A 24,037-nucleotide genomic window follows, 5' to 3' on the forward strand; every position below is an offset into this window, starting at 1 on the left:
GGCGTTGCAGGTACCGCTGGTGTGCCACCTCCATGCCCGTTACCAGCCAAGAGACAGATTCAGCCTGCGGGTTCATCAGGCAAGCGTGCTGATCGGGGTGAGCGAGCCGGTGTTGACCGGTTGGCGCCAGGATGGCTGCACGGCCGAGCGGTTGATCCGGATACCCAACGGGGTGGATGCAGCTCGCCTGAATGGCGGTGCTCACTGGCCGGTCGTCGGCATGCTGGGCTTGCCCCCGGGGGATATGATCATCGCAACCGTCGGCTCATTGATCAAACGCAAGGGGATTGATCTGCTGATCCGCTCGCTGGCTGCCCTGATGGCATCGGGGGAGGAGGCCCAGTTGCTGATCATTGGCAGCGGCCCGGAGCGGGAAGCATTGATGGCGTTGGCTGTCGAGCTCGGGGTGGCCGAGCGGGTCCACTTTTTGGGCGAGCGGCCGGACAGTGCCGCTATCTTGCGAGGCGGGGTGGATCTGCTGGTCTCCGGAGCCCGTGAGGAGGTGTTTGGTCTGACGTTGGCGGAGGCGGGCAGGTTGGGGCTCCCGGTCAGTGCCTATCGGGTGGGCGGCATCCCCGAAGTGGTGGAAGAGGGGGTGACCGGCTTGCTGGCGACCCCGGGGGATTGGGCCGAGATGGCTGATCACTGGCGGCAATTGAGTAATCCGCAGCGCCGATGTGAAATGGGGCGGGCCGCTCAGTTGCGTGCCGCACAGTTGTTCACGGTGGCGCGCTACGTTGACGGGGTCACGGCGGTGTGGGACGCCGCGCTGGCTGGTCAGTGGCACGTCACGGCCTCCACACCCTTCCGACAACTCATTTACTGGGCGGGGCAACGACTCCTTGCCAGAGGGCGCAATATGCTGGCGAGTGGGATGGCAAGAGTGGCGCAAAAAGTGCAGTTGGGGTTTGGCCGCCGCAAGGTACCAGAGTAAGGGAGCAGCAAGATGAGCATGCAAACTGAGCCGGTGTTTGGAAAGGTCATCGTCGTGGATCCCATCCCGTTTCGCGGTGGCTCCAAGGTTGCGACCGAAGTGCTGCTCGATGAGTTGGCCAAACGGATGCCCGGGCTCACATGCCATGTGCTGACCCAGGATCCCGACTCCTGGCCCCGTTGTCAGCATCATCCCCTTTGGTTGCCCCACATATTGAAGGGGCGGGAGTCCGGCATCGGTTATCTGCTCAAACAGGGGTGGCAAACCCTGCTGATCCTCTGGCTGGTGTTGCGTCTGGGGCAGGTGAATTGCCTGGTGGCGGCGTCCGGGCCGGGAGTGGATCTCTGCTGTTACTGGGCGGCCCGCTGGTTGCGGTGCCGGGTGGTTCAGCTAATCCATGGCCCTGTGGGGTGCTCGGGGCTCTCTGCCAGAGCCCTGCAGCGGGCGAGTTTTGTGTTTTATCTGGAGTCGACGCGAAGCTCCCTGGTGGCATTGCTGGCCCGGCTTGGTGAGACCGAGTTCCCGTCACACTGGCAGCCATTTACCAATGGTTTGAGCGAGATTGATTGGCCCAAAGTGACCTTGGGGGGGCCCCGTATTTTGTGGGCGGCCTCGTTGCTGCGCTGGAAGGGACTGGAGACCATGCTGGCCGCCCATCAACTGATCCCTGACGCTCGCCCCGAGCTGATGGTGTGCTATCTGCAGCCCAAGGGCACGCTGCAACCTTGCAGCCAGCCTCAGCCACAGCTGCCAGACACGCACTGGTATGCCAACCCCGCCAATCTTGACGAGATCCGATCACAATGCGGCATTTTTGTCTCCACCAGTCATCAGGAGCCCTTTGGCCTCTCCATTCTGGAGGCCATGGCGGCAGGATTATGCGTAGTGATCCCGGCCGATGGGGCCTGGTGGGATCGACACCTCACCGATGACGTGAATTGCCGCAAATATCAGCCAAACGATCCCGGCGATCTGGCGCGGGTGCTGGCCAGCCTCAATGCCATGCCCGACGTGGTCAAGCGACTGGGCCATCATGCCCGCCTGCATGCCATGGTCCATTACAACGCGGCAGATACCTATCAAAGCACACTGGATCAGTGGGAAGGCATGTTGCGATGGGATGCGTTGAGCCTTGCCGTGCATGGTTAGCGCGCAGTGGTTCCCCACGGGGAGAATGGGGGTGTATGAGGGACTTATGGGCAGACTGGTTGCGGGAGGCTGGGTGACTCCGCCACTCTGATGCAGTTACGGCCGGATGATTTGGCGGTGTAGAGCGCAGCATCAGCCAGTTTTACCAGTTCAGAGGGCTGCCAGTAACTCGATGGTCTGAGGCAGGCAACACCCATGCTAACGGTCACCAGACCGGTGGCATTTTGTGCGTGTGGCTGCGCGAGTGCAAAAATCAGCCGCTGGATATGTTGGGCAATTTCATAGGCGGATTGACGCTCGACATGTGGCAACAGGATGACAAATTCCTCTCCGCCGTAGCGAGCCACCAACTCCCCCGAGCGGCGCCCGGATAGCGCCAGGGTATGGGCTAGCAATCGAAGGCACTCGTCACCGGCAACGTGGCCATAGAGGTCGTTGAACTGCTTGAAATGATCGATGTCGAGCATGATGAGCGCAATCGGCATCTCTGTCTGAATACAGTGCTCCCAGGCCTGGTTCAATGAGTTGTCGAACAGACGACGGTTGCCGATATTGGTTAGCCCGTCGGTATTGCTGAGCGCTTCCAGTTTCCGGTTCGCTTCCGCCAGCTCCTTGGTTCTGAGCTCGATAATGAGCTCCAGCTCATGTTGGCGCTCCTCCAGACTGGTCATCGGGTAAATTTCGCTTTCCCGAGCCGCACTGTAAGGGATGGAGATACTGCTGTGAGCAATTTTCCACGCCATGGCTTCGTGTCGAAAAATCAGCACCAGCCTGGCGGTTCTGCGGGAGAGGATAGGTTCTGATTTCGGTAGATGGATATGGAAGAAGGCGGTGACAGCCACCACATCCGCGGCCAGATCTTGCAGGGTCACATCGAGTATTTCCAGGCGGATCCTGTCCGGGATCTGGGCAAAATCGCGGCGGGTTATCCGTATCCACTCATCCCTATCGGTAACCAGAACATCACTGCTGCCGGCAAAACCGCTGAAATTGTCGCTAAACCGCGTGGTGAGCCGATCATCCCGTGATGAATACAGCTCGATGTACTCATCAAACAGTGAGCGGATCAACAGTTCCCGTTCAGTGGTCATTGCGCTGGGTCCATGTGAAGTGGTCACGTTTTTCAAACGTTCGATTGAACTATAGTCAATTATGTCATTTTAATTGGCTATCTATCTTGATTTTTCTCGTTTTTTTGTTCAATTCCCGCACTTGGCTAGTGTCCGTAGGGCCAGCCAGAATCAAGGCTCCATGGCGTGGTTATCAGAGGCAGTCAGGGGTAGGCATCTCTCTGCAACGGCGGCCGCTGCGGGCTGCATTTCACAAGGTGAGCAGGGCTGTCAACGAGTTCGAGTTCGATCAGGCAAGGTAGTGGCTGGAGCCACTGCTTGGCTGATGATTAACACCCTTATCGTTTGTCATGTTCATCGTCATCCCCGCTCATTTCTTTTTGCTGCAGTTGAACAAGAATAATTATCATCTATATCGATGGAGATGGATATTTACGCTCTGGTTAATTAAGCGGGGTGACGTGAAGGTAAATAGTGTGAAGGTGGGCGGTAACATCTGTAACCGGATGAGCGAATGCATCGCAAGTTAAATATGATGTCTATGTTGCAGACAGCCTTCCACCTTGCCTTTTCTCTTACCATTAATTTGAATGCAGATTCACGATGATGCGTAAACATATCCGTGAGCGCGATATTTTACTCACCAGCATTCAAGACAATAAAGAGTGGGGGAGGTCATACTGATATGCATACCTCGGCGGCATCTTTTCATTAAGCGGTGTTAAACATCAGGGAGGCCAAGCGGGGTTGTACTGTGTGGGCTCGCAGTAGAACGTGTCGCACTGAAGCGCAGGTAAAATGCAAACTGAAACCAAGCGACAGCAGGTAAATCGTGCCGTGCAGGCCGTGCTTGCTACCGGTGGTAGCTGGCCGTGAGACAGTTCTGGTGTGGAGAGGCAAGTCAGGAGGTTGTTCCGTGGATGACTGTATGGAATATGCAATGGAATGAGTAAAGATATATTCAATGGATCATTTATGGGTGGGCATCAGTATTGTGAAATGAGCGGTATAGCCAAGATTTCAATCATGTTAATTTGGCTTACAGTGAAAGAGAGGATATGCGGTGATTAATTATTTAATATCCAATTAAGTTCATAAAATTTACGGAGTTGCTAAATATCTCTTTGGGGGTAATTAATTTCATTTGTGATGTGGCTCGCTATGAAAATAGGGGGAAGCTGGTCGAAATTGATGGAGATCAATACTGCAGGGTGGGTGAGTCCTTAGCATTTCCGCTATTAAGCATTTATCAAACAAGTGCTCACTACGGGAATAAGTAGAATGGTCGAGGATAATTTTTTATCGGCTCATGGGATTAATCGCCGTGATTTTATGAAATTGTGTGCCGGGATGGCCGCAACCCTGGGATTAAGTCAGCATGCCGTCGCCAAGATGGCCACTGCGCTCACCAGCCCCGAACGGCCGCCGGTGATCTGGATTGGGGCGCAGGAGTGCACCGGTTGTACCGAATCGCTGCTGCGCGCCACCCACCCCACCATCGAGAACCTGATCCTCAACACCATTTCGCTGGAGTACCACGAGGTACTCTCGGCGGCCTTTGGTCATCAGGCGGAAGAGAACAAGCACAACGCCATCAAGCGCTATAAAGGCAAGTATGTGCTGGTAGTGGATGGCTCCATTCCGCTCAAAGATGGTGGTGTCTACTGCATGGTGGCCGGTGAGCCTATCGTCGACCATATTCGCCGTGCCGCCAGTGATGCCGCTGCCGTCATCGCCATCGGCTCCTGCGCCGCCTGGGGCGGTGTGCCTGCCAGCGGCGGCAACCCGACCGGTGCCGTCAGTCTGGAAGAGGCGCTCGGCAATATCGGCACCCCGATCATCAATATCCCGGGATGCCCGCCCAATCCCCACAACTTCCTCACCACGGTTGCCTACTACATCACCTACGGCAAGCTGCCGGCGCTGGATAGCAAGAAGCGTCCGCTGTTTGCCTATGAGCGGCTGATCCACGAGAACTGCGAGCGCCGTCCGCACTTCGATGCAGGGCGTTTTGCCAAGGAGTTTGGCGATGAGGGCCACCGGCAGGGCTGGTGTCTCTACCACCTGGGCTGCAAAGGGCCGGAGACCTACGGCAACTGCTCGACCCTGGAGTTCTGCGATGTGGGCGGCGGCATCTGGCCGGTCGGTATCGGTCACCCCTGTTATGGCTGCAACGAGCAGGGGGTCGGTTTTAGCAAGGGGATCTTCCAGCTCGCCAAGGTCGAGAACCCGACCCCGCGGGTGGATAAACCCGATGTGAAAATTCAGGAGGGGGGCTATACCTCGCCCACCGCGACTGGCCTTATCGGTGGCGCCCTCGGGGTGCTGGTAGGGGTGAGTCTGATGACGGTGCGTGAACTCGGTCGCCAGCAGAAGCGCCACGAAGCCGGGCAGCACCCATCACGGGAGGAGTAACCGTGAACAGACGAAACTTCCTCAAATTCGCCTCCGTCGGTGCACTGGCGGCGGGCACAGCCGTACCCGGCACCGCACTGGCGGCGGCCAAGAACAAGCCGCCCATTCCCAGGTCACTCGGCATGCTCTACGACTCTACCCTCTGCGTCGGCTGTCAGGCCTGTGTGGCAGAGTGTCAGCGCCTCAACGGCAACCCGGTCAATCCAGCCGGGGCGCAAACCTGGTCCAACAACGACAAGCTGACCCCCTACACCAACAACATCATTCAGGTGTGGAAGAGCGGCACTGGCGAGCACAAGGATCAGCTGGTGGATGGCTACGCCTACATCAAGAAGCAGTGCATGCACTGTGTCGATCCCAACTGCGTCTCTGTCTGTCCGGTGCAGGCGCTTAAAAAAGATCCCAAGACCGGCATCGTTCACTACGACCCGAGCGTCTGCACCGGCTGTCGCTACTGCATGGTGGGTTGCCCGTTCGATGTGCCCAAATATGACTACGACAATCCGCTGGGGGCGATCCACAAGTGCGAGCTCTGCAACCAGAAAGGGCTGGAGCGGATCGATCAGGGCAAGTTGCCCGGCTGCGTCGAGGTGTGCCCTACCGGCGCCGTCATCTTCGGCACCCGCGAGGAGCTGATGGCCGAGGCCAAGCGTCGCCTGCTGGCGACCCCGGGCAGCGAATATGCCTATCCGCGCCAGACCCTCTCTGCAAACGACCCCTACCTGCACGAAGTGCCCAACTACCAGCCTTACGTCTATGGCGAGAAGGAGGGGGGCGGCACCCAGGTGCTGGTGCTGGCCGGGGTGCCCTATACCAAGCTCGACATGCCCGACTTGCCGGAGCTCTCCTCCGGTGCCCGCTCCGAGCATATCCAGCACACCCTCTACAAGGGGATGGTGCTGCCCATGGTGGTGCTGACCGGCCTCTCGGTGCTCATTCGCCGCAACACCAAGAATGGTCGCGATCACCATCACGATGATGGCCATGATCAGGGGAGTGTGCAGATCAAGGATCAGGGCACCACAAAGGGAGGCAAGGATCATGAGTAATCACAAGGCGTATCCCCTCGGCGGCAAGCTGGTCAGCTGGCCTGTGCTGGTGCTGGCCCCCTTTGCCGTGCTGTGCGGCATGTTGATTTTAAAACGCCTCGTCTTCGGGCTGGGTTCGGTCACCGATCTGAATGGCGGTTATCCCTGGGGACTCTGGATCTCGTTCGATCTATTGATCGGTACCGGCTTCGCCTGTGGCGGCTGGGCGCTGGCCTGGGCGGTTTATGTGTTCAACCGGGGCGAGTATCACCCGCTGGTGCGACCGGCCCTGTTGGCGAGCCTGTTTGGCTACTCGCTCGGTGGCCTCTCCATCACCATCGACGTGGGGCGTTACTGGAACCTGCCGTACTTCTACCTGCCCGGTCACTTCAACACCTCCTCGGTGCTGTTCGAGACGGCGGTCTGCATGACCATCTATATCGGGGTGATGGCGCTGGAGTTTGCGCCGGTATTGCTGGAGAAGTTCGGCTGGAAGGCGTCCCTCATTCGCCTCAACAAGATCATGTTCTTCGTGCTGGCGCTGGGGGCCCTGCTGCCCACCATGCACCAATCCTCCATGGGCTCGTTGATGATCGTCGCGGGAGAGAAGATCCATCCGCTCTGGCAAAGCTACGAGTTGCTGCCGGTCTTTTCGCTGCTGACCGCCTTCATCATGGGCTTCTCTATCGTGGTATTTGAGGGCTCTCTGGTGCAGGCGGGACTGGCGGGGCGGGGCCCCAATGAGAAGTCGCTCTTCTACAAGCTGACCCAGGTGATCGATATCTTCCTGATCCTGTTTGTGGCGCTGCGCTTTGCCGAGATCGTCATCCACGACAAGTCGGAGTATCTCTCCGAGTTCAATCGCTTCTCCATCATGTTCTGGAGCGAGATTGCGCTGATGATCTTCCCGCTGCTGGTGTTCCACTGGGACAAGAGCCGCCGGGATTCGCGCATGTTGTTCCTGGGGGCCCTCAGCATGCTGCTGGGCGCCGCCCTCTGGCGGCTGGATTACTCCCTGCTCGCCTTCAACCCCGGCAATGGCTACCACTACTTCCCCTCTGCGGAGGAGGTGCTGATCTCTCTGGGCTTTGTTGCCATCGAGGTGTGTGCCTATTTGCTGTTGATCCGGCTCTTGCCGGTACTGCCATCACTTGAACGTGTTCACCAAGATTATCAGGCCCGAGGGAAAGCCAACGTATGAGCCAACGTATCACCATAGACCCCATCACCCGCATTGAGGGGCACCTGCGTATCGACTGCGAAATCGAAGGCGGCAAAGTGACCAAAGCCTGGTCGTCCGGCACCATGTGGCGCGGGATGGAGGAGATCGTCAAGGGCAACGACCCGCGCGATGCCTGGATGATCGTGCAGCGGATCTGCGGGGTATGTACCTCCATTCACGCCATCGCCTCGGTGCGGGCGGTGGAGAACGCCATCGGTGCCAAGGTGCCGGTCAACGCCCAGTACATCCGCAACCTCATCATCGCGGCCCACAACATCCACGATCACATCGTCCACTTCTACCAGCTCTCCGCGCTGGACTGGGTGGACATCACCGCGGCCCTTGAGGCCAATCCGCAAAAAGCGGCAGACATGCTCAAGGGGGTATCGACCTGGTCCCTCAACAGTGCCGATGAACTGACCAAGGTGCAGGACAAGATCCGCGCCCTGGTGGCGAGCGGCCAGCTTGGCATCTTTGCCAACGGCTACTGGGGTCACAAGGAGATGAAACTGAGCCCGGAGGTGAACCTCATCGCCGTGGCCCACTACCTGCAGGCACTGGAGTGCCAGCGCGATGCCAACCGCATTGTCGCCATCCTCGGTGGCAAGAGCCCGCACATCCAGAATCTGGCGGTGGGCGGCGTGGCCAACCCCATCAATCTGGATGCACCGAGCGTGCTCAACCTGGAACGGCTGCTCTACGTGAAGAGCTTTATCGACCGGCTTGGCGAGTTTATCGAGCAGGTCTACAAGGTGGATGCCGCCATCATCGCCGCCCACTACCCCGAGTGGCTGAACCTGGGGCAGGGGGCCAAACACTACCTGAGCGTGCCGGAGCTCCCCACCGACGCCAACGGCGGCAGCTTCCTGATGCCGGGCGGCTACATCGAGAATGGCAATCTGGCGGGATATCGCCCCATCGAGAGCCATCAGGATAGCTGGCTGATGGAGGGCATCGCCGAGAGCAACAAGCACGCCTGGTACAAGGATGACGCTCCCCTCAAGCCTTGGGAGGGCAAGACCGAGCCCGACTACACCGGCTGGCAGGATGACGGCAAATACTCCTGGGTCAAATCCCCCACCTTCTACGGCAAGGTGGTGGAGGTGGGGCCGCTCGCAGACCTCTTGGTCAAGCTTGCCGCCAAACACCCGGAGACGGTGGCGCACTTCGATCAGCTGAATGGCATCTACAAGGCGCTCACCGGCTCGGCCATCAAGACCGAGCAGCTGCACTCCACCATGGGCCGCATCATCGGCCGTGCGGTGCGTTGCTGTGTGCTGAAAGACACCCTGTCCCATCAGTGGAAGGCGCTGGTGGACAACATCGGCAAGGGGGATACCACCGCCTATATCAAGGCGGAGATCCCGGCGGACAAGGAGTTTCGCGGAGTGGGCTTTGAAGAGGCACCACGCGGCATGCTCTCCCACTGGATCGTCATCAAGGGCGGCAAGATCGAGAACTATCAGGCGGTGGTGCCATCGACCTGGAACTCGGGCCCGCGCAACTTCAACGATGAACCCGGCCCCTACGAGCAATCTCTGGTGGGCACCCCGGTGGCGGATCCCGCCAAACCGCTGGAGGTGGTGCGCACCATCCACTCGTTCGATCCCTGCATGTCCTGTGCGGTGCATGTGGTGGATACCCAGAATGGCGAAACAACTCAGGTGAAGGTGTTGTGATGAACATCCTGATCCTGGGCGTCGGCAACCTGCTCTTGAGCGATGAGGCGGTGGGGGTTCGCATCGTCGAGGGACTGGGGCGGGAATACCGTTTCGCCCCAGGCATCGAGCTGCTCGATGGCGGTACGGCTGGCATGGAGCTGCTGGAGGCGATGGCCAGTCGCGATCACATCATTTTGGCGGATGCGGTGAGTAGCGGTAATCCGCCGGGCACCGTAGTGACTCTGAAAGATGAGGAGATCCCGACCCTGTTTGGCCGCAAGATCTCCCCCCATCAGCTGGGGCTGGCGGATGTGCTCTCGGCGCTGCATATGACGGGGGAGTCGCCCAAGCGGCTCACCCTGATCGGGGTCGAGCCCGAATCCCTCGAACCGCGTATCGGGCTCACCCCTGTGGTGGCGGCCGCAATGGGGGAGGCGACGGATCGGATTTTGACCCTGCTGGCCAGTGTCGGCGCCCCCGCCATCCCGCTCTCTGAGCAGGAGAAAGCTGAACAAGCGCGGGAGGGCCTATGGCGCAGTCCCATTTAAGCGAGGTTGAGAGAGTGCTGGAGAGAGTACCGGAGACGGCGCAGGAATTTGCCGGTTTTGCCAGCGATCCCGCGCCTCTGCTGGTAGCCCAGTACGAGCGGATCGCTCGCGAAGAGATGCAGGCGTTGCCCTTCTATCACGCCACCATGCCCATCGTTGCGGAGTGCGTGCTGTTTGAAGGTCAGTGGCTCGGCTGCGTGCTCACCCCTTGGATGTTGAGCGTGGTGGTGCTGCCGGGGCCGGATCAACTCTGGCCGGTGCGAAGCAGCAGCGATCGGCTCGCCCTGCAGCTCCCCTGCGGCAACATGACCTTTATGGTGGGTGAACTGCCCGAAAGTGGTCAGTTGCTGGCCTGCTCCCTGATGTCGCCGCTCGCTCCCCATCTCGGGGCCGGGGAGGGGCGCGCACTGGTGGGCAGCACCCTCAAGATGCTGCTCTCCTTGCCGGTGCAGCAAGGGGCTGGCGGCGTGGATCTGGGGCGCAGACGGCTATTCGGTGCCCGGCGCGGTCAACCGGCATAGTCGCTAGGTTTCACGCGAAATCAAGTTTAGAATAGGGGGCCATTTTGGCCCCTCACTCCCATGTTCAGACACGCATTCCGCCTCTTTTTTGAGTGATGATCCGTGAGTGGTACAAAACAAGAAGGATCCCCATGACTGTTTCTCGCAATTCCCTTCGCCATTACGCTAGATCCGGCGCTACCGCCCTGTTGACCCTGCTGCTGGGCACTGCCTCTCACGCGGGGCTGGCCGCCGCCCAACCTGTGCCTGCCGAACTCAAGCTCGCCATCGGAGCCGAACCCACCGAAGGGTTTGACCCTCTGCTTGGCTGGAGCCACGGCAGCTACCTGCTGCTGCACAGCCCGCTGCTCAAACAGATTGCTGGCGATAGTGCCGATCTCAGTTGGCAGAATGTGCTCACCCAGGCTGTGACCCCGAACAAGGATGGCAAGGGATGGCTCATTACCCTCAAGCCTGGCCTGAAATTCTCCAACGGCGCGCCGCTCACCGCCGAGGATGTGGCCTTTACCTACAACAGCGCGGCCAAGGGGGGAGGCAAGATCGACATGGGCAACTTTGTCTCGGCCAAGGTGCTCTCGCCCACCGAGGTGGCCATCACCCTGAGTGCCCCCCAGAGTACCTTTGTCAACGTGCTGGGATCTTTGGGGATAGTGTCGAAGCAGGATTACGACGCAAAAGCCTATGCCCAAAAACCGGTCGGTGCCGGCCCTTACCGGCTGGTAAGCTTCCTGCCAGGTCAACAGCTGGTGGTGGAGGCGAACCCCTATTACGCCGGCGGCAACAACGATTTCAAACGGCTGGTCTTTGTCTTTATCGATGAAGAGAGCGCCTATGCCGCCGCCCAGAGTAGCCAGCTCGATGTGGTGCGCATTGCCCCGTCGCTGGCGCCCACCGTGCCTGCTTCCCTCAAGCTGTGGGTGCGGCCGAGTGTGGAGAACCGCGGTATCGTCTTTCCCATTCCGCCTGCGGGCGGCAAGGATGCCAAGGGTTATCCCATCGGCAACGACGTGACCTCGGATGTGGCGGTACGCCGCGCCATCAACTACGCCATCGACCGCAAGCTACTGGCCGATCAGCTACTGGAAGGGCACGCTATCCCCGCCTACAGTGCGGTAGAAGGCTTGCCTTGGCTGAACAAAGCCACCGCCTTCAAGGATGGGGATGTCGCCCACGCCAATGCCCTGCTCGACGAGGCGGGTTGGAAGATGGGCAGTGACGGCATTCGCCACAAGGGCAATCTGCGCGCCGCCTTTACCCTCTGGTACACCAGTGGCGACAGCACCCGCCGGGATTTGGCGGAAGCGGTGCGGGCCATGCTCAAACCCATTGGCCTTGAGGTGAGCCTCAAGTCTGGCAGCTGGGAGCAGGTGGAGCGGGAGATGCACGCCAATCCGGTGCTGATGGGGTGGGGGAGTCTGGATCCCATGGAGCTCTATCACCACTACCAGAGCGGCTCCGGTGGCGTGGAGTTCTACAATCCGGGCTACTACAGCAACCCTGTGGTGGATGGCCACCTCAAGCAGGCGCTGGATGCTCCAAACTGGCAGGCGGCCGTGCCGTTCTGGCAGCAGGTGGAGTGGGATGGCAAGACCGGCGCCGGAGTGCAGGGAGATGCCGCCTGGGCCTGGCTGCTCAATGTGCAGCACATCTATCTCGCCAACCGTTGCATCGATCTTGGCAAGGGGGCGCCGGAAATCCACGGTAGCTGGTCCCTGCTCAACAACCTGCAGGATTGGCGGTGGACGTGCCGTTAAGTTCGCCTTTGAGTCATTCAGGTTATCTGTTGCTAAAAGCCCTGCTGCGTCTGGCAGGGCTGCTCTGTCTGGTCTCGGTCGCCACCTTTGTGCTGCTGAGTTACTCCCCCATCGACCCCATCAAGGCCTATATCGGCAACGATCTGCTCCATGTGCCACCGGAACAGTACGCCCGCATCGCCGCCCGCTGGGGGCTGGATCAACCGCTCTGGCTGCGTTACTGGCACTGGTTTAGCCAGGTGCTGCAGGGGGATCTTGGCTACTCCATGCTCTATAACGCACCGGTGGGTGAGGTAATAGGCCAGCGTTTTGCAGCCTCCTTCCTGCTGCTGACGGGGGCATGGCTGCTCTCCGGCTTTTTCGGCATTCTGCTTGGCCTCTGCGCCGGTCGCTATCTCAATCGTTGGCCCGATCGCCTGATTTGCCGTTTTGCCTATCTGCTCGCCTCCCTGCCCACCTTCTGGGTCGGCCTCTTGCTGCTCGCCCTGTTTGCGGTGCATTGGCCACTACTGCCAGTCTGCTGCGCCTGGATGCCGGGCCTCTCCGCCGATGAGGCAGATTGGGCTATGCGAGCGCGCCATCTGTTGCTGCCGGTGACCACGCTCGCCCTGCTCGGGCTGGGCAACATTGCCCTGCATACCCGGGGGCGGGTGGCCGAGGTGCTGGAGAGCGACTTTATCCGCTACGCCCGCGCTCAGGGGGATGGCGGCTGGCCCATGCTGCGTTTTCACGTGCTGCGCCACGCCCTGACCCCGGCGCTCTGCCTGCAGTTTGCCTCCCTTGGTGAGCTGATTGGCGGATCGCTCTTGGCCGAAAAGGTCTTCTCCTACCCGGGGCTCGGCCAGGCCACCGTGGATGCGGGGCTCAGGGGCGATATTCCCCTGCTGATGGGAATCGTGCTCTTTTGCACCCTGCTGGTCTTTATTGGCAACACGGTGGCCAGTTTGCTGCTGGCCCGCATCAATCGGGGTTGGGAGGGCGAGCATGCTGTTTAATCCGTTTCCCTCCATACTGCGGCTGGGTTTTGCCCTGATCGGATTGGCACTGCTGGCCACTTACGGCTGGAGCCTCTCTCATCAGGATGTGCCGATGGATCTGCTGGCGCGCCAGCAACCTCCCTCGCTGACCCACTGGTTCGGTACCGATCAGATGGGGCGGGATCTCTGGTTGCGGGCTTTTCAGGGCACCCTCACCAGTCTGGAGCTTGGCATCAGCACGGCTCTCTGCAGTGGCCTGCTGGCCATGGTGGCGGCCAGCGTGTCGCTCATTCACCCCAGATGTGATGCGGCGGTGCGAATGGTGATCGACGCCATGCTGGCGCTGCCCCATATGCTGCTGCTGATTTTGATCTGCTTTACCGTGGGGGGCGGCATGCGCGGGGTGATCCTCGCGGTGGCGCTCACCCACTGGCCCAAGCTGGCGCTCATTCTCTGCGCCGAGGCGCGGCGGATCGCCTGCAGCGACTACGTGGTGCTGGCCCGCTGTCAGGGGATGGGTGCGCTGCGTCGCTGGCGCATCCACCTGCTGCCGGGGCTGTTGCCCCAGTGGTTTATCGGCACCTTGCTGATGTTTCCCCATGCGGTACTACACAGCGCGGCCTTGAGCTTTCTCGGCTTTGGTCTGGCGGCCCACGAGGCCTCGCTGGGCCTGCTGCTGGCCGATGCCCTGCGTTATCTGGCCGGTGGCGGTTGGTGGCTGGCCCTCTTCCCGGGACTGATGCTGTTGCTGCTGGTTCTGCTGTTTGATCAGGCTACCCGCGCTCTGCAACAGCTGCTGTGGCACAGGAGTGAACCATGCTGAGTTTTGATCAGGTGACCATAGAGGCGGCCCACTACTCCTGGCTGGGACGGCGCAGCTGGCAGCCTTTGCTGACCGATATCAGCCTGCAACTGGCGACTGGGGAGATAGTGGCGCTGGTGGGGGGGAGCGGCGAGGGCAAGAGCCTGCTGCTGCAAAGCGCCCTGACCCTGCTGCCGGACAATCTGCGAATGCGCGGCAGCATCTCCCTCGATGGCACGCCACTGTGCGATGCCAGCCGGGCCAGCCTGCGCGGCCACACCCTCTGCTATGTGCCGCAGGGGGTAAGCGCCCTCAATCCGCTGCTGACGGTGGAGCGCCAGCTTGGCCGCGCGGCGCGCCTCTGCGGTCAGAGCGGTTCTCGCGAGCGGCTCGGCGAGCAGTTGCTGCGCTACCAGCTGCCCGCGACCACCCTGGACAGATTCCCGCGCCAGCTCTCCGGTGGCATGGCCAAGCGCATTCTGGCCTGCACTGCGGCCCTTGGTGGTGCCCGCTACATTCTGGCGGACGAGATCACCGCCTGGCTCGACGAGGGGCTGGCCTGCCAGCTGCTCAGCCAGTTGCGTGAATTGGCCAATCAGGGCAGCGGCATCCTCTGGGTGACCCACGATCTGGCGCTGGCGGCCCGCTTTGCCGATCGCATAGTCGCGCTCCATAAGGGCCAAGTGAGCGATACCCTGAGCAGCCACCATCTGCGGCAAGGGCAGGGGAGCGAGATGCTCCGTGCCCACTGGCAGGCGCTGCCGGAATTCAATGCGCTTTTCTCTGTGCCGGAGGTTTCCTGATGTTGGAAGTACGAAATCTCACTATCGCCCAGGGGGAACGTCCCCTCTGGCAGGGGTTATCGCTGACGGTGAAAGCGGGCGAGCGGCTCGGCATCTCCGCACCGAGCGGTTATGGCAAAACCACGCTGGGGCGAGTATTGGCGGGTTGGCAACCGGTTCGGGGAAGCGGGGAAATGCGGCTGGATGGGCAGCCGGTGCCTGAACAGGTAAAAGGTTATAACCCCATCCAGCTGGTGCCCCAGCACCCGGAGCTCACCTTCAATCCCTATCGCACCACCGGGCAGGCGCTCTGGGATGTATGGCGCCCCGATGACGCCATGCTGGCCCGCTTTATGGTCAAACCTGAGTGGCTTGGTCGCAAACCCGGTCAGCTATCCGGTGGCGAGCTGGCCCGCATCGCGCTGCTGCGCGCCCTCGATCCCCGCACCCGACTGCTGATTGCCGACGAGGTGACCGCCCAGCTGGATCCGCAAATTCAGCGTCATATCTGGCAGGAGTTGATGGTTGAGTGCGAGCTGCGCGGGCTTGGCATGGTGATCTTCAGTCACCAGCAGGCGCTACTGCGCCAGATCTGCCATCGGGTGCTGCGCTTTGGGGAGGTGCAGCCCGTGACTGGTGTATTGGCTGAAAATGCGGCCTGAGGGTTAGTTCCCCCTCATCCCCAGCCCTTCTCCCGCAAGGGGAGAAGGGAGCAGACGGTTACTCTTCCCATGCTTGGGGGCTCAAGCTGGTTGTTATGCTCGCAGTGCGCGTACTTCGAACTTATTGCCAGCATCCACAAACCGGTTCCCTCTCCCTGGGGAGAGGGCCAGGGTTAGGGGGCGCGAGTATAAAACGCTGGCCATTCTGTACAGAGAGAATCGTTGGCAAAACGCGCAGATAGCAGATAAAAGAGAGGGAGGCATCAGCCTCCCTCTCTTGTTTTCTACCCTTATCAGCGGCGTTTAACTGGTTCAGGCACTGGCCAGCCAGTTCAGCCAGGCATCCATCCCTTCGCCGGTGGTGGCGCTGACCTGGATCACCTGGATATAGGGGTTGACCCGTTTGGCGTTCTCGATGCAGCGTGCCACGTCAAAGCTGACGTAGGGCAGCAGATCGATCTTGTTGATCACCATCAGCTGGGCGGCGGCGAACATGTCCGGGTATTTCAGCGGCTTCTCTTCCCCCTCGGTGACGGAGAGGATCGCCACCTTGTACTTCTCGCCGAGATCGAAGCTGGCGGGGCAGACCAGATTGCCCACGTTCTCGATAAAGAGGATGCCCCCTTCATTGGCGGGCAGCTGGTGACAGGCGTCGTGAACCATCTTGGCATCCAGATGGCAGCCCTTGCCGGTGTTGATCTGCACGGCAGGGACGCCGGTGGCACGGATGCGATCCGCATCGGCGCTGGTCTGCTGATCCCCTTCAATCACGGCGCAGGGGCGTTTGTCGGCCAGCTGGCGCAGGGTTTCGCACAGCAGGGTGGTCTTGCCTGAACCCGGGCTCGACACCAGATTGAGCACCAGCTGGGCCGCCTCGTCGAAGTGTTCGCGGTTATGGGCCGCCAAGGCATTGTTCTTGGCCAGCACATCCATCTCGATGGCGATCAGCTGACGCTGCCCCATGCCGGGCACCGACAACCCCGCTTCCCCTTTGCCATAGTGCAGATCACCCTGCTGGTGGTCATGGCTGTGATCATGGGGATGCGCGTGGGAATGGCCGTGGTCATGAGAGTGCGTATGATCATGATGATGGTCGTGGGGGTGATCATGGTGGTGCTCATGCAGCTGATCATGCCCCTCATGGCTTATGGGAGCCCGTACCCCGTGGTAGTGGTGATGGACATCTCCCTGATGGTGGTAGTGGTGGTGAATGATCAGGGTGCGTGGTGCGCTCTGCTCGTGGTCATGATGGTGATGGGCGTCATGAGCATGATGATGGTCGTGCTCATGACCATGTTCATGGTGATGTTCATGCTCGTGATGATGCTCATGATCGTGCTCATGGCCGGCGATCCGCGCCTGGCCGCATCCGCATACGCTACACATATCAACTTACCTCGATGTCGGTGATGCGCAGGCTATCACCCTGCGCGACTCGTAATTTGTATCCGCCACACTCGGGACAGGCCTGCCCGCGCTCGGTGAGGGTGACCGTCTGGTTGCAGTCGTAACACCAGGCCTCTGCCGCCTGGTGCTGAAAGTGCAGCTGGGCCCCCTCGACGGCGGTGCCCTTGGCGGCCGCCTCGAAACAGAAGGCAATGGTGTCCGGGTCGACGCAGGAGAAGCTGCCGACCTCGAGCCAGAGGGCTGTCACCCTGGTAAAGCCCCGCTGGGTGGCCTGTTCAGCCGCCAGATCGATGGCGGCCATGGCCAGAGACATTTCGTGCATGGTGGCTCCTTAACCGATATGGAGAGGAGCAGTGACTCCTCCCTGTAATTGACGGAACGGCATGGCCGCTCAACAGATCCGCGGCAGCAGCTCCCCTTGCGGTAGCTCCAGATAGCGGCGGCTGCCCCAGGGGTTGTTGAGGATCACCTTGTGGCGATCGCTTGCCTGCACCACGCCGATCTGGCTGGCGGCGGAGTTGAATTGCCGCAAGATGCCCAGCGCGTCCTGCGCCTGTTCGGCAGGCAGGGCCAGCACCATGGTCCCCTCGTTGGCGAGATCATGGGGCTCGAAACCGTAGAGTTCGCACAGGCCGCGCACCGGATCGCACACCGGAATGGCGGACTCCTCCAGCTCGATGGCCACCAGGGAGGCGCTGCTCCATTCATTCAGCACGGCGGCAAGGCCACCGCGGGTGGCGTCGCGCAGGGCGTGAGGGGTAATGCCCGCTTTTAGCAGCGCTTCTACTAGCGGCCAGAGGGTGGTGCAATCGCTCTTGAGATCAGATCCCAGTTGCAGGGCGTCACGGGCCATCAGGATGCAGGCGCCGTGGCTGCCGATATCCCGCGACACCAGAATGGCGTCACCGGCCTTGAGGTTGCGTACCGAGATGCCCCGGCTCTGCTCAGGCAGCGGGAAGGTGCCGACCCCGCTGGTGTTGATAAAGATCTTGTCGGCGGCCCCCTTGGGCACCACCTTGGTGTCGCCGCAGACGATGCGGGCGCCGCTCTTGGCAAGCTCTGTTGCCATCGACTCGACGATGCGGGCGAGATCGGCGTAGGGGAAGCCCTCCTCGATAATAAAGCTGCAGCTCAGATACTCGGGTTTGGCCCCCATCATGGCGAGATCGTTGACCGTGCCGGCGATAGCCAGCTTGCCGATATCACCCCCCTCGAAGAAGAGCGGCGAGACGGTAAAGCTGTCGGTGGTAAAGGCAACGGGGCCCTCTATCGGCAGCAGGGCGGCATCTTCACCGCGCAGCAGGATCTCGTTGCCAAAGTGGCGAAAGAAGAGCTGGTTGATCAGCTGATTCATCTCGACGCCGCCGCCGCCGTGGCTTAACTGAATTTCTCTCATTGGATCCCCATATATCGGTAGTAGGCATTGCAGGCCCCTTCGGAGCTGACCATGCAGCTGCCCATGGGCTGGGTCGGGGTGCAGCCCCGGCCAAAGACTTTGCACTGGTTCGGCTTGGCCAGGCCGCGCAGGATATCGGCGCACTGGCACGCCTTGTGGTCATCGATGGGAGTCTGATTGAGCGCGAAGTGGCGCTCCGCATCGCGCTTGGCAAACGCATCGCGCAGGCGCAGGGCGGAGGCGTTGATATCCCCCAGACCTCGCCAGCGAAAGTGCTCGCGGGTCTCGAAAAAGCGCTCGACCAGCCGCTGGGCGGCTTTATTACCGCTGGCGGTGACGGCGCGGCTGTATTGCACCTCCAGCGCGTAGCGACCCTCCACCTTCTGGCGCACCATCATCAAGAGTGCCTCCATCACATCCACCGGCTCGAAGCCGCTCACCACTACCGGCACCTGATAGCGATCGACAATGGGCAGGTAGATATCGGCGCCGGTGATGACGCTGACGTGGGAGGGGCCGATAAAGGCGTTCACCTTGGCAACGCCGTCGGCCATCACCGCATGAATGGCGGGGGGAACCAGCACATGGTTGATATGAAACAGCAGGTTCTCAATCCCCTCAGCTTCCGCAGCAGCCAAGAGTGCCGCTGTCATTGGGGTAGAGGTCTCGAAACCGATGGCGAAGAAGACCACGGTTTTCTCCGGATTCTCTTTGGCGATGCGCAAGGCGTCGAGGGGGTCATAGACCGGGCGAATATCGCTCCCCTTGGCCCGCTGCTGGGCCAGCGTGCCTTTGGATCCCGGCACCCGGATCATGTCCCCCAACGTCACCAGAATGACGTTGGGCTGGCTCGCCAGCTCGATGGCCTGATCGATGCGCTCTTTTGGCATGATGCAAACCGGGCAGCCGGGGCCGTGGACAAACTCGATGCTGGCCGGCAGCAGCTGGTGCAGGCCGTACTTCATGATGGTGTGGGTATGGCCGCCACACACCTCCATCACCCGCAGCGGTTCGGGCAGATCTTTGGCCAGTTCGGTGATCTGGGCGGCGAGGGCGCGGATCACCTCGGGCTGGCGAAAGCCCTGAAACAGATCATTCAAGGTCAACATGGCAAGATATCCTGTTTGGGCATCAGGGCCACCATCTGGCGGAAGCTCTCGAGGCTGGCCTGCGCCTCCTCTTCGTCAATCTTGCTCATCACAAAGCCGATATGGAGCAGCACATAGTCGCCCACCTGGAGGGGCTCTTCGAGCAGCATGCAGCTGACGCGTCGCTGCACCCCCAGGGTATCGACGGTGACGCAGTTATCTTCGGGGTGCAGCTGCACCACCTGAGAGGGAATGGATAGACACATGAATTTCAGGACTCCGACAAGGTGGCACAACCGGTTGTGACAGGCTGATGCGTGGCAAGATGGTGGATGGCAAACCAGAGCTGACCGGCGGCGATGCCACCGTCATTGAGCGGCAGGGTTTCGCTGGTCAATACCTGCCGACCGGCCGCTTCGAGAGCGGGAACAAGCTGGTCCATCAGCACCCGGTTTTGAAAGACGCCGCCCCCCAGCGCCACCGGATAGCCGGGGAAACGCTCGGCCAGGGCGATGACCAGATTGCTGATGGTGCGGATAAAACCGGCGGCCAGGCTGGCGGTGGAGGTGCCTTTGCGCTGCTCGCTGACAAGGGTATTGAGCAGCGCGGCCCACTGGATCTGCAGCGGCCCTTCCGCTGATTGGCTGAGATCAAAGGCGAGGGGGAAGGGCTGTTCATCGGGGGCTAGCCGCGAGGCAGCCGCCTCCAGCAATAGCCCCGCTTCGCCCTCGTAATCGGGGGTGTCGATCACTCCCAAGATCGCTGCCACCGCATCGAACAGCCGACCGATGGAGCTGGTGTAGGGGGCGTTGCGACCCAGCTGCCAGAGCTGGTGCAGGTTGCTGATCCGCTTAAGTGGCAGTTGCTTGATCGCCGGAATATCGAGGGTGCTGATCTGCTCAGGGCTGTGCGATTCAAACAGCAGCCCCAGTAGCTGACGTACCGGCTCGCGGATGGCCGCTTCGCCGCCGATCAGCTTGAAGGGTTTTAGGTGGGCAACCCGCTCGAAGCCCTGAACGTCTGCGATCAGCAGCTCGCCGCCCCAGAGGGTGCCGTCATCGCCAAGGCCGGTGCCGTCAAAGGCAACCCCCAGCACCGGGCCCGTGATGTTGTGCTCGGCCATCACCCCCAGCAGGTGGGCGTGATGGTGCTGCACCTCGAGATGGGTTGCGCCCTGATCCTGGCAATAGCGTTTGGCCCACTGATGGCTGAGATAGCCCGAGTGGCGATCCGAGACCAGAACTTCGGGTTTGAGATCGTAGAGATCGCGAAAGGTCGCCAGGGTCTGCTCGAAGTGCTCCTGCATTGGCAGGCTGTGCAGATCGCCGATATAGGGGCTGTAGATGCGCTGGCGGCTGAAGGCGAGCGCCAGCTGGTTCTTCTGTTGCGCCCCGACAGCCAAGAGCGGCGCCTTGACCGCCTCTTGCAGGCTGGGAGTGCAGGGGGCATAGCCCCGGGCCAGCCGCAAAGTCTGGCGTCGCCCACCGACCCACTGCACCAGACTGTCGTCGCACGGGTGCTGGATTGGGCGGTTGTGATCCAGGATGCCGTCAATCTCGCTGCCGAGTTCCCTGACCACCGCCTCGCACTCGATGAGGATTGGGCTGCCGCGACCATTGGCGCTGGTGGCCACCAGCGGCATGGCGCAGGCATCCAACAGTAGCTGATGGAGCGGGGTGTAGGGGAGCATGATGCCAAGGTAGGGGATGCCGGGGGCGATCCCCTCGGCCAGCGGCGCGGTTGTCAGTTGGGATTCTGAGAGCCGATCATCGTTTTTGCGCTTGCGCAGCAAAGTGATGGGTCTGGCCTGAGAGGTGAGCTGCTTCCACTCGTCTTCGCTGCCGGTGACATGCAATTTGGCCTCGGCAAGGGAGCCCATCATCACCGCCAGCGGCTTGCGCGCGCGCCGCTTGAGCATTCTCAATCTGGCAACACTCTGTTCATTGCGGGCATCACACATCAGGTGATAACCCCCTATCCCCTTGACCGCGATAAGCTTGCCCGCTTGCAGGGCGCGGGCAGCTGCTTGCAAGGCATCCTCGCGCTCGGCCAAGGCATCGCCACGGCCATTTCGCCAGCTGAGATGGGGCCCGCACTCGGGGCAGCTCACCGGCTGGGCGTGGTAGCGTCTGTTCAGCGGGTTTTCATAGGCCGCCGCACAGCGCCGGCACATGGCAAAGCCCGCCATGGCGGTATGGGGGCGGTCGTAGGGGAGGCGGCGGATAATGGTGTAGCGCGGGCCGCAGTGGGTGCAGTTGGTAAAAGGGTAGCGATGGTGGCGATCGTTGGGGCTGGCCACATCCCGGGCGCATGCCTCGCACATTCCCTGATCCGGCGAGATGGCGACCGTGGCCGCGCTCTGCTGCTGGCTCGCTTTAATTCGAAACTGGCCATGAAATTGGCCATCGAAGTCGGGATCATGAGCGAAGGGCAGTTCCCGCTCGCTGAAATGATCGATGCGGCTAAGTGGCGGCGCCAGTTCCCGCAGTTCGCGGGCAAAGCTGGCCAGCTGCTCAGGCGATCCTTCGGCACCGATGGTGACGCCGTTGGCATCGTTCAACACATAACCGGCAAGGCCGTGGCGCAGCGCCAGCCCATAGACGAAGGGGCGAAAGCCGACCCCCTGAACTATGCCGTCGATATGAAATTCGCGGCGCAGCCGGTTGGCCACCGGATTGGCAGAGCCAGAGGGGGCGATGGTGGCGCTCATGCCGGCTCCATCTCATCTTGAGTCTGCGGCAGACGCAGCACTCGGCGCTCGTTCTCCTCGCGCCGCACCCAGCCATCCATCTCCATGCGCAGGCAGAACGGAATGGCGTATTTACGCGACAAGCCGGTGATCTCCTTGAGGGATGCCATGTCGATCAGATCTCCCACCTGCTGGCCCGCCAGCACTTCGGCGACCATCTGGTTGTAAAGCTCGGCGTCGTAGTAGATGGGGCCATCGAGCTGCACCAGATACTTGAGTCGCGCCAGGTTGCGCAGCTGCTTTTGCAACGCGCCTTTTTGTTGCAAGCCCTGCTGCAGGGCTGCGGGCAGCTTGCGGGTGATAAAGGGATCCAGCTCCACGCCGCCGGGGCCCAGTTTACCGGGCTCGTAACCCTCCTTGCCTTGATCTCGCACCACCTTGAGCACCAGCTGCGCCTCTTCCCCCAGATCATCTTCCGACTCGCCGCTGCCCGGCTGCCACTTGTCATGGTGCAGGCGAACAAGCTGCTCGCTCTTGAGCTGCTGGAGCAGGGCCTGAATGACCGGCAGGGAGATGCCAAAGCGGGTCGCCAGCTCTGCGGCGCTGAGCGGTTCGCTGGCCAGCGTGGCGAGCAGCTGGTCGCGGCTTTGGGCCAGCCAGCAGTTATCCAGCAGCCACTCACCGAGGGGGGTAACCTGCTCTGGCCGCTGGTTAAAGCGGCTGGCCAGCACATAGCCATTGAGGCCAAGCTGCAGGGTGGCTGGGTTGTAGTGCTCGAGCTCATCAGGCAGCTCACCGAGCAGGGTGTGCAGCGCCTTGCGTCTGGCGGGGTGGATGTCGCCGCACCAGACGATGCGGGCGCCGTGCAGCAGTTCGCTGCTGCCGTGGCGAATGATGGCGAGCGGCTGGCCAAAGAAACAGGGGATGGGGCTGGTAAAGATCAGCCGCGCCAGCCGGGTATCCTTGATGGGCAGCTCTTTTATCGGCACACAACGGGCTCGGCCATGCCAGCTGCCAAGGGCCACTTCGACCTCCTTGTTGTGCAGAGAGGGGCGCAGTGTCTTGTTACTCAGGCTCTCGGCGTTGAGTCGCACGATAAGGTGGGTTGCCGCCTCGCACTGGCCGACAGTGCTGGTAAGACAGTGACCACGTGCCACCTCCTTGTGGGGCACTTTTTTCAGGCCCACCGCCACCCGGCAGACGGCGCCAATCTCGTCGACGCTCTGGTGATAGGCCTGCAGGGAGCGCACCTGCACCTCCCGATCGGCAGGGTAGAGGCGCAGCTTGTCCCCCACCTTGAGGCTGCCCTGCTGCAAGGTGCCGGTAAGGACTGTGCCGGTACCGTTGGCGGTAAAGACCCTGTCCACATACAGTCGCGGGGCACCCTGCTCGCGGGCAGCGTGTGAGGCTGGCAGTTCGGCAAGCTGGCGCACGATGGCGGTGTGCAGGGCAGCCATATTAGCGCCGGTTTTGGCGCTGACGCTGACGATATCGGGCACCATGCCGCTCTCGTCCATCACCCGCTCCAGCAGACTCTCTTCCAACAGCAAAAGCTCGTCAGGGGAGACCAGATCGCACTTGTTGATGCAGACCAAGAGGCGCGGCACCCCCATCGCCTTGAGCAGGCGCAGGTGATCGCCGGTCATCGGCATCCACCCCTCGTCGGCGGCAATCACCAGCAGCACCAGATCCAGACTCCAGAGCCCTGCCACCATGTTGCGGATATAGCGCTCGTGGCCGGGCACGTCGATGACGCCTATGGTGTTGCCCTGACCGTCGTCAAAGTGGGCAAAGCCGAGATCCTGGGTCATGCCGATGGCCTGCTCGTGGGCGCGGGCCGTGGTGATGCCGGTGAGGGCCTTGATCAGCAGGGTCTTGCCGTGATCCACGTGGCCGGCAAGACCGATAACGGCGCGATAGGGGGTCATGGAA

The 24,037-nt window shown here is 61.2% G+C and carries 22 protein-coding genes; 14 read left to right on the forward strand and 8 right to left on the reverse strand.

Annotated elements, in window-relative coordinates:
• Both L972_RS02690 and L972_RS02695 read left to right on the forward strand, forming a co-directional pair.
• Nucleotides 1–934: glycosyltransferase family 4 protein (locus L972_RS02690; protein WP_231560892.1), on the forward strand; the 934-nt coding region annotated here is incomplete at its 5' end.
• 12 nt (nt 935–946) lie between these two features.
• Nucleotides 947–2,083: a glycosyltransferase family 4 protein gene (locus L972_RS02695; protein WP_047435197.1), complete on the forward strand. Its 1,137-nt coding sequence runs from the start codon at nt 947–949 to the stop codon at nt 2,081–2,083.
• A 44-nt stretch (nt 2,084–2,127) separates the two neighbouring features.
• On the opposite strand, the gene L972_RS02700 is transcribed toward L972_RS02695, so the two are convergent.
• Nucleotides 2,128–3,174, reverse strand: a complete 1,047-nt coding sequence (locus L972_RS02700; protein WP_047435200.1) for a GGDEF domain-containing protein — start codon at nt 3,172–3,174, stop codon at nt 2,128–2,130.
• A gap of 1,260 nt (nt 3,175–4,434) precedes the next feature.
• On the opposite strand from L972_RS02700, the gene hybO reads away from it, so the two are divergent.
• From hybO to L972_RS02755, 11 genes are all read left to right on the forward strand, one after another.
• Nucleotides 4,435–5,568 (forward strand): hydrogenase 2 small subunit, encoded by a 1,134-nt coding sequence (gene hybO, locus L972_RS02705; RefSeq protein WP_047435203.1) that lies wholly within the window; start codon nt 4,435–4,437, stop codon nt 5,566–5,568.
• Nucleotides 5,569–5,570: 2 nt separating this feature from the next.
• Nucleotides 5,571–6,617 (forward strand): hydrogenase 2 operon protein HybA, encoded by a 1,047-nt coding sequence (gene hybA, locus L972_RS02710; RefSeq protein WP_047435206.1) that lies wholly within the window; start codon nt 5,571–5,573, stop codon nt 6,615–6,617.
• Complete coding sequence (gene hybB, locus L972_RS02715) at nt 6,610–7,797, forward strand: Ni/Fe-hydrogenase cytochrome b subunit (RefSeq protein WP_021230238.1); 1,188 nt, start codon at nt 6,610–6,612, stop codon at nt 7,795–7,797. Before hybA ends, hybB begins: the two co-directional genes overlap by 8 nt.
• On the forward strand, nt 7,794–9,497 hold the full coding sequence (hybC, locus tag L972_RS02720) for a hydrogenase 2 large subunit (RefSeq protein WP_047435209.1): 1,704 nt from the start codon (nt 7,794–7,796) through the stop codon (nt 9,495–9,497). The genes hybB and hybC overlap by 4 nt, the downstream gene beginning before the upstream one ends.
• Entirely contained in the window at nt 9,497–10,027 is a 531-nt protein-coding gene (locus L972_RS02725) for a HyaD/HybD family hydrogenase maturation endopeptidase (protein ID WP_047435212.1), read from the forward strand. The genes hybC and L972_RS02725 overlap by 1 nt, the downstream gene beginning before the upstream one ends.
• Nucleotides 10,009–10,548 carry a hydrogenase-2 assembly chaperone gene (hybE, locus tag L972_RS02730; RefSeq protein ID WP_047435215.1) on the forward strand — a complete coding sequence of 180 codons (540 nt, stop codon included), beginning with the start codon at nt 10,009–10,011 and terminating at the stop codon, nt 10,546–10,548. Before L972_RS02725 ends, hybE begins: the two co-directional genes overlap by 19 nt.
• Nucleotides 10,549–10,679: 131 nt before the next feature.
• Complete coding sequence (locus tag L972_RS02735; RefSeq protein WP_047435219.1) at nt 10,680–12,302, forward strand: ABC transporter substrate-binding protein; 1,623 nt, start codon at nt 10,680–10,682, stop codon at nt 12,300–12,302.
• Nucleotides 12,287–13,297, forward strand: a complete 1,011-nt coding sequence (locus L972_RS02740) for an ABC transporter permease (RefSeq protein WP_047435222.1) — start codon at nt 12,287–12,289, stop codon at nt 13,295–13,297. The genes L972_RS02735 and L972_RS02740 overlap by 16 nt, the downstream gene beginning before the upstream one ends.
• Complete coding sequence (locus L972_RS02745; protein WP_047435224.1) at nt 13,287–14,102, forward strand: ABC transporter permease; 816 nt, start codon at nt 13,287–13,289, stop codon at nt 14,100–14,102. The genes L972_RS02740 and L972_RS02745 overlap by 11 nt, the downstream gene beginning before the upstream one ends.
• Nucleotides 14,096–14,884, forward strand: coding sequence for an ATP-binding cassette domain-containing protein (locus L972_RS02750; protein ID WP_047435226.1), 789 nt, complete (start codon nt 14,096–14,098; stop codon nt 14,882–14,884). Before L972_RS02745 ends, L972_RS02750 begins: the two co-directional genes overlap by 7 nt.
• Complete coding sequence (locus L972_RS02755) at nt 14,884–15,525, forward strand: ATP-binding cassette domain-containing protein (protein WP_047435229.1); 642 nt, start codon at nt 14,884–14,886, stop codon at nt 15,523–15,525. The genes L972_RS02750 and L972_RS02755 overlap by 1 nt, the downstream gene beginning before the upstream one ends.
• Before the next feature lie 312 nt (nt 15,526–15,837).
• Here L972_RS02755 and hypB read toward each other — a convergent pair whose 3' ends face one another.
• Nucleotides 15,838–16,650, reverse strand: a complete 813-nt coding sequence (hypB, locus tag L972_RS02760) for a hydrogenase nickel incorporation protein HypB (RefSeq protein WP_197058083.1) — start codon at nt 16,648–16,650, stop codon at nt 15,838–15,840.
• On the opposite strand from hypB, the gene L972_RS21610 reads away from it, so the two are divergent.
• Nucleotides 16,549–16,935, forward strand: a complete 387-nt coding sequence (locus L972_RS21610; RefSeq protein ID WP_197058084.1) for a hypothetical protein — start codon at nt 16,549–16,551, stop codon at nt 16,933–16,935. The two genes, hypB and L972_RS21610, sit on opposite strands and share 102 nt — an antisense overlap.
• On the opposite strand, the gene hypA is transcribed toward L972_RS21610, so the two are convergent.
• The 6 genes from hypA to selB all read right to left on the reverse strand — a co-directional run bounded on the left by hypA (nt 16,913) and on the right by selB (nt 24,033).
• The gene (gene hypA, locus L972_RS02765; RefSeq protein ID WP_045526958.1) at nt 16,913–17,254 is read right to left on the reverse strand and encodes a hydrogenase maturation nickel metallochaperone HypA; all 342 of its coding nucleotides are present in this window, start codon (nt 17,252–17,254) and stop codon (nt 16,913–16,915) included. The genes L972_RS21610 and hypA overlap by 23 nt on opposite strands.
• Nucleotides 17,255–17,323: 69 nt before the next feature.
• Nucleotides 17,324–18,328 (reverse strand): hydrogenase expression/formation protein HypE, encoded by a 1,005-nt coding sequence (gene hypE / locus L972_RS02770; protein ID WP_047435238.1) that lies wholly within the window; start codon nt 18,326–18,328, stop codon nt 17,324–17,326.
• Nucleotides 18,325–19,437: a hydrogenase formation protein HypD gene (hypD, locus tag L972_RS02775; protein ID WP_047435240.1), complete on the reverse strand. Its 1,113-nt coding sequence runs from the start codon at nt 19,435–19,437 to the stop codon at nt 18,325–18,327. Before hypD ends, hypE begins: the two co-directional genes overlap by 4 nt.
• Nucleotides 19,431–19,682, reverse strand: a complete 252-nt coding sequence (locus L972_RS02780) for a HypC/HybG/HupF family hydrogenase formation chaperone (protein WP_040065728.1) — start codon at nt 19,680–19,682, stop codon at nt 19,431–19,433. The genes hypD and L972_RS02780 overlap by 7 nt, the downstream gene beginning before the upstream one ends.
• A gap of 5 nt (nt 19,683–19,687) precedes the next feature.
• Nucleotides 19,688–22,126: a carbamoyltransferase HypF gene (gene hypF / locus L972_RS02785; protein WP_047435245.1), complete on the reverse strand. Its 2,439-nt coding sequence runs from the start codon at nt 22,124–22,126 to the stop codon at nt 19,688–19,690.
• Entirely contained in the window at nt 22,123–24,033 is a 1,911-nt protein-coding gene (gene selB, locus L972_RS02790; protein ID WP_047435249.1) for a selenocysteine-specific translation elongation factor, read from the reverse strand. The genes hypF and selB overlap by 4 nt, the downstream gene beginning before the upstream one ends.
• Nucleotides 24,034–24,037: the final 4 nt, after the last annotated feature.

It is taken from the genome of Aeromonas sp. ZOR0001, assembly GCF_000801015.1.
In the GTDB taxonomy this organism is placed as follows: Bacteria; Pseudomonadota; Gammaproteobacteria; order Enterobacterales; family Aeromonadaceae; genus Aeromonas; species Aeromonas veronii.

Excerpts from the sequence above, each read along its gene's own strand:
- L972_RS02700 (WP_047435200.1), bottom strand. The coding sequence starts at position 3,174 with ATGACCACTGAACGGGAACTGTTGATCCGCTCACTGTTTGATGAGTAC.
- L972_RS02755 (WP_047435229.1), top strand. The coding sequence starts at position 14,884 with ATGTTGGAAGTACGAAATCTCACTATCGCCCAGGGGGAACGTCCCCTC.
- hybC (WP_047435209.1), top strand. The coding sequence starts at position 7,794 with ATGAGCCAACGTATCACCATAGACCCCATCACCCGCATTGAGGGGCAC.
- hybE (WP_047435215.1), top strand. The coding sequence starts at position 10,009 with ATGGCGCAGTCCCATTTAAGCGAGGTTGAGAGAGTGCTGGAGAGAGTA.
- L972_RS02735 (WP_047435219.1), top strand. The coding sequence starts at position 10,680 with ATGACTGTTTCTCGCAATTCCCTTCGCCATTACGCTAGATCCGGCGCT.
- hypE (WP_047435238.1), bottom strand. The coding sequence starts at position 18,328 with ATGAGAGAAATTCAGTTAAGCCACGGCGGCGGCGGCGTCGAGATGAAT.
- hypD (WP_047435240.1), bottom strand. The coding sequence starts at position 19,437 with ATGTTGACCTTGAATGATCTGTTTCAGGGCTTTCGCCAGCCCGAGGTG.
- L972_RS02780 (WP_040065728.1), bottom strand. The coding sequence starts at position 19,682 with ATGTGTCTATCCATTCCCTCTCAGGTGGTGCAGCTGCACCCCGAAGAT.
- L972_RS02750 (WP_047435226.1), top strand. The coding sequence starts at position 14,096 with ATGCTGAGTTTTGATCAGGTGACCATAGAGGCGGCCCACTACTCCTGG.
- L972_RS21610 (WP_197058084.1), top strand. The coding sequence starts at position 16,549 with ATGGCTGTGATCATGGGGATGCGCGTGGGAATGGCCGTGGTCATGAGA.
- selB (WP_047435249.1), bottom strand. The coding sequence starts at position 24,033 with ATGACCCCCTATCGCGCCGTTATCGGTCTTGCCGGCCACGTGGATCAC.
- hypA (WP_045526958.1), bottom strand. The coding sequence starts at position 17,254 with ATGCACGAAATGTCTCTGGCCATGGCCGCCATCGATCTGGCGGCTGAA.
- hypF (WP_047435245.1), bottom strand. The coding sequence starts at position 22,126 with ATGAGCGCCACCATCGCCCCCTCTGGCTCTGCCAATCCGGTGGCCAAC.
- L972_RS02745 (WP_047435224.1), top strand. The coding sequence starts at position 13,287 with ATGCTGTTTAATCCGTTTCCCTCCATACTGCGGCTGGGTTTTGCCCTG.
- L972_RS02695 (WP_047435197.1), top strand. The coding sequence starts at position 947 with ATGAGCATGCAAACTGAGCCGGTGTTTGGAAAGGTCATCGTCGTGGAT.
- hybB (WP_021230238.1), top strand. The coding sequence starts at position 6,610 with ATGAGTAATCACAAGGCGTATCCCCTCGGCGGCAAGCTGGTCAGCTGG.
- L972_RS02725 (WP_047435212.1), top strand. The coding sequence starts at position 9,497 with ATGAACATCCTGATCCTGGGCGTCGGCAACCTGCTCTTGAGCGATGAG.
- hybO (WP_047435203.1), top strand. The coding sequence starts at position 4,435 with ATGGTCGAGGATAATTTTTTATCGGCTCATGGGATTAATCGCCGTGAT.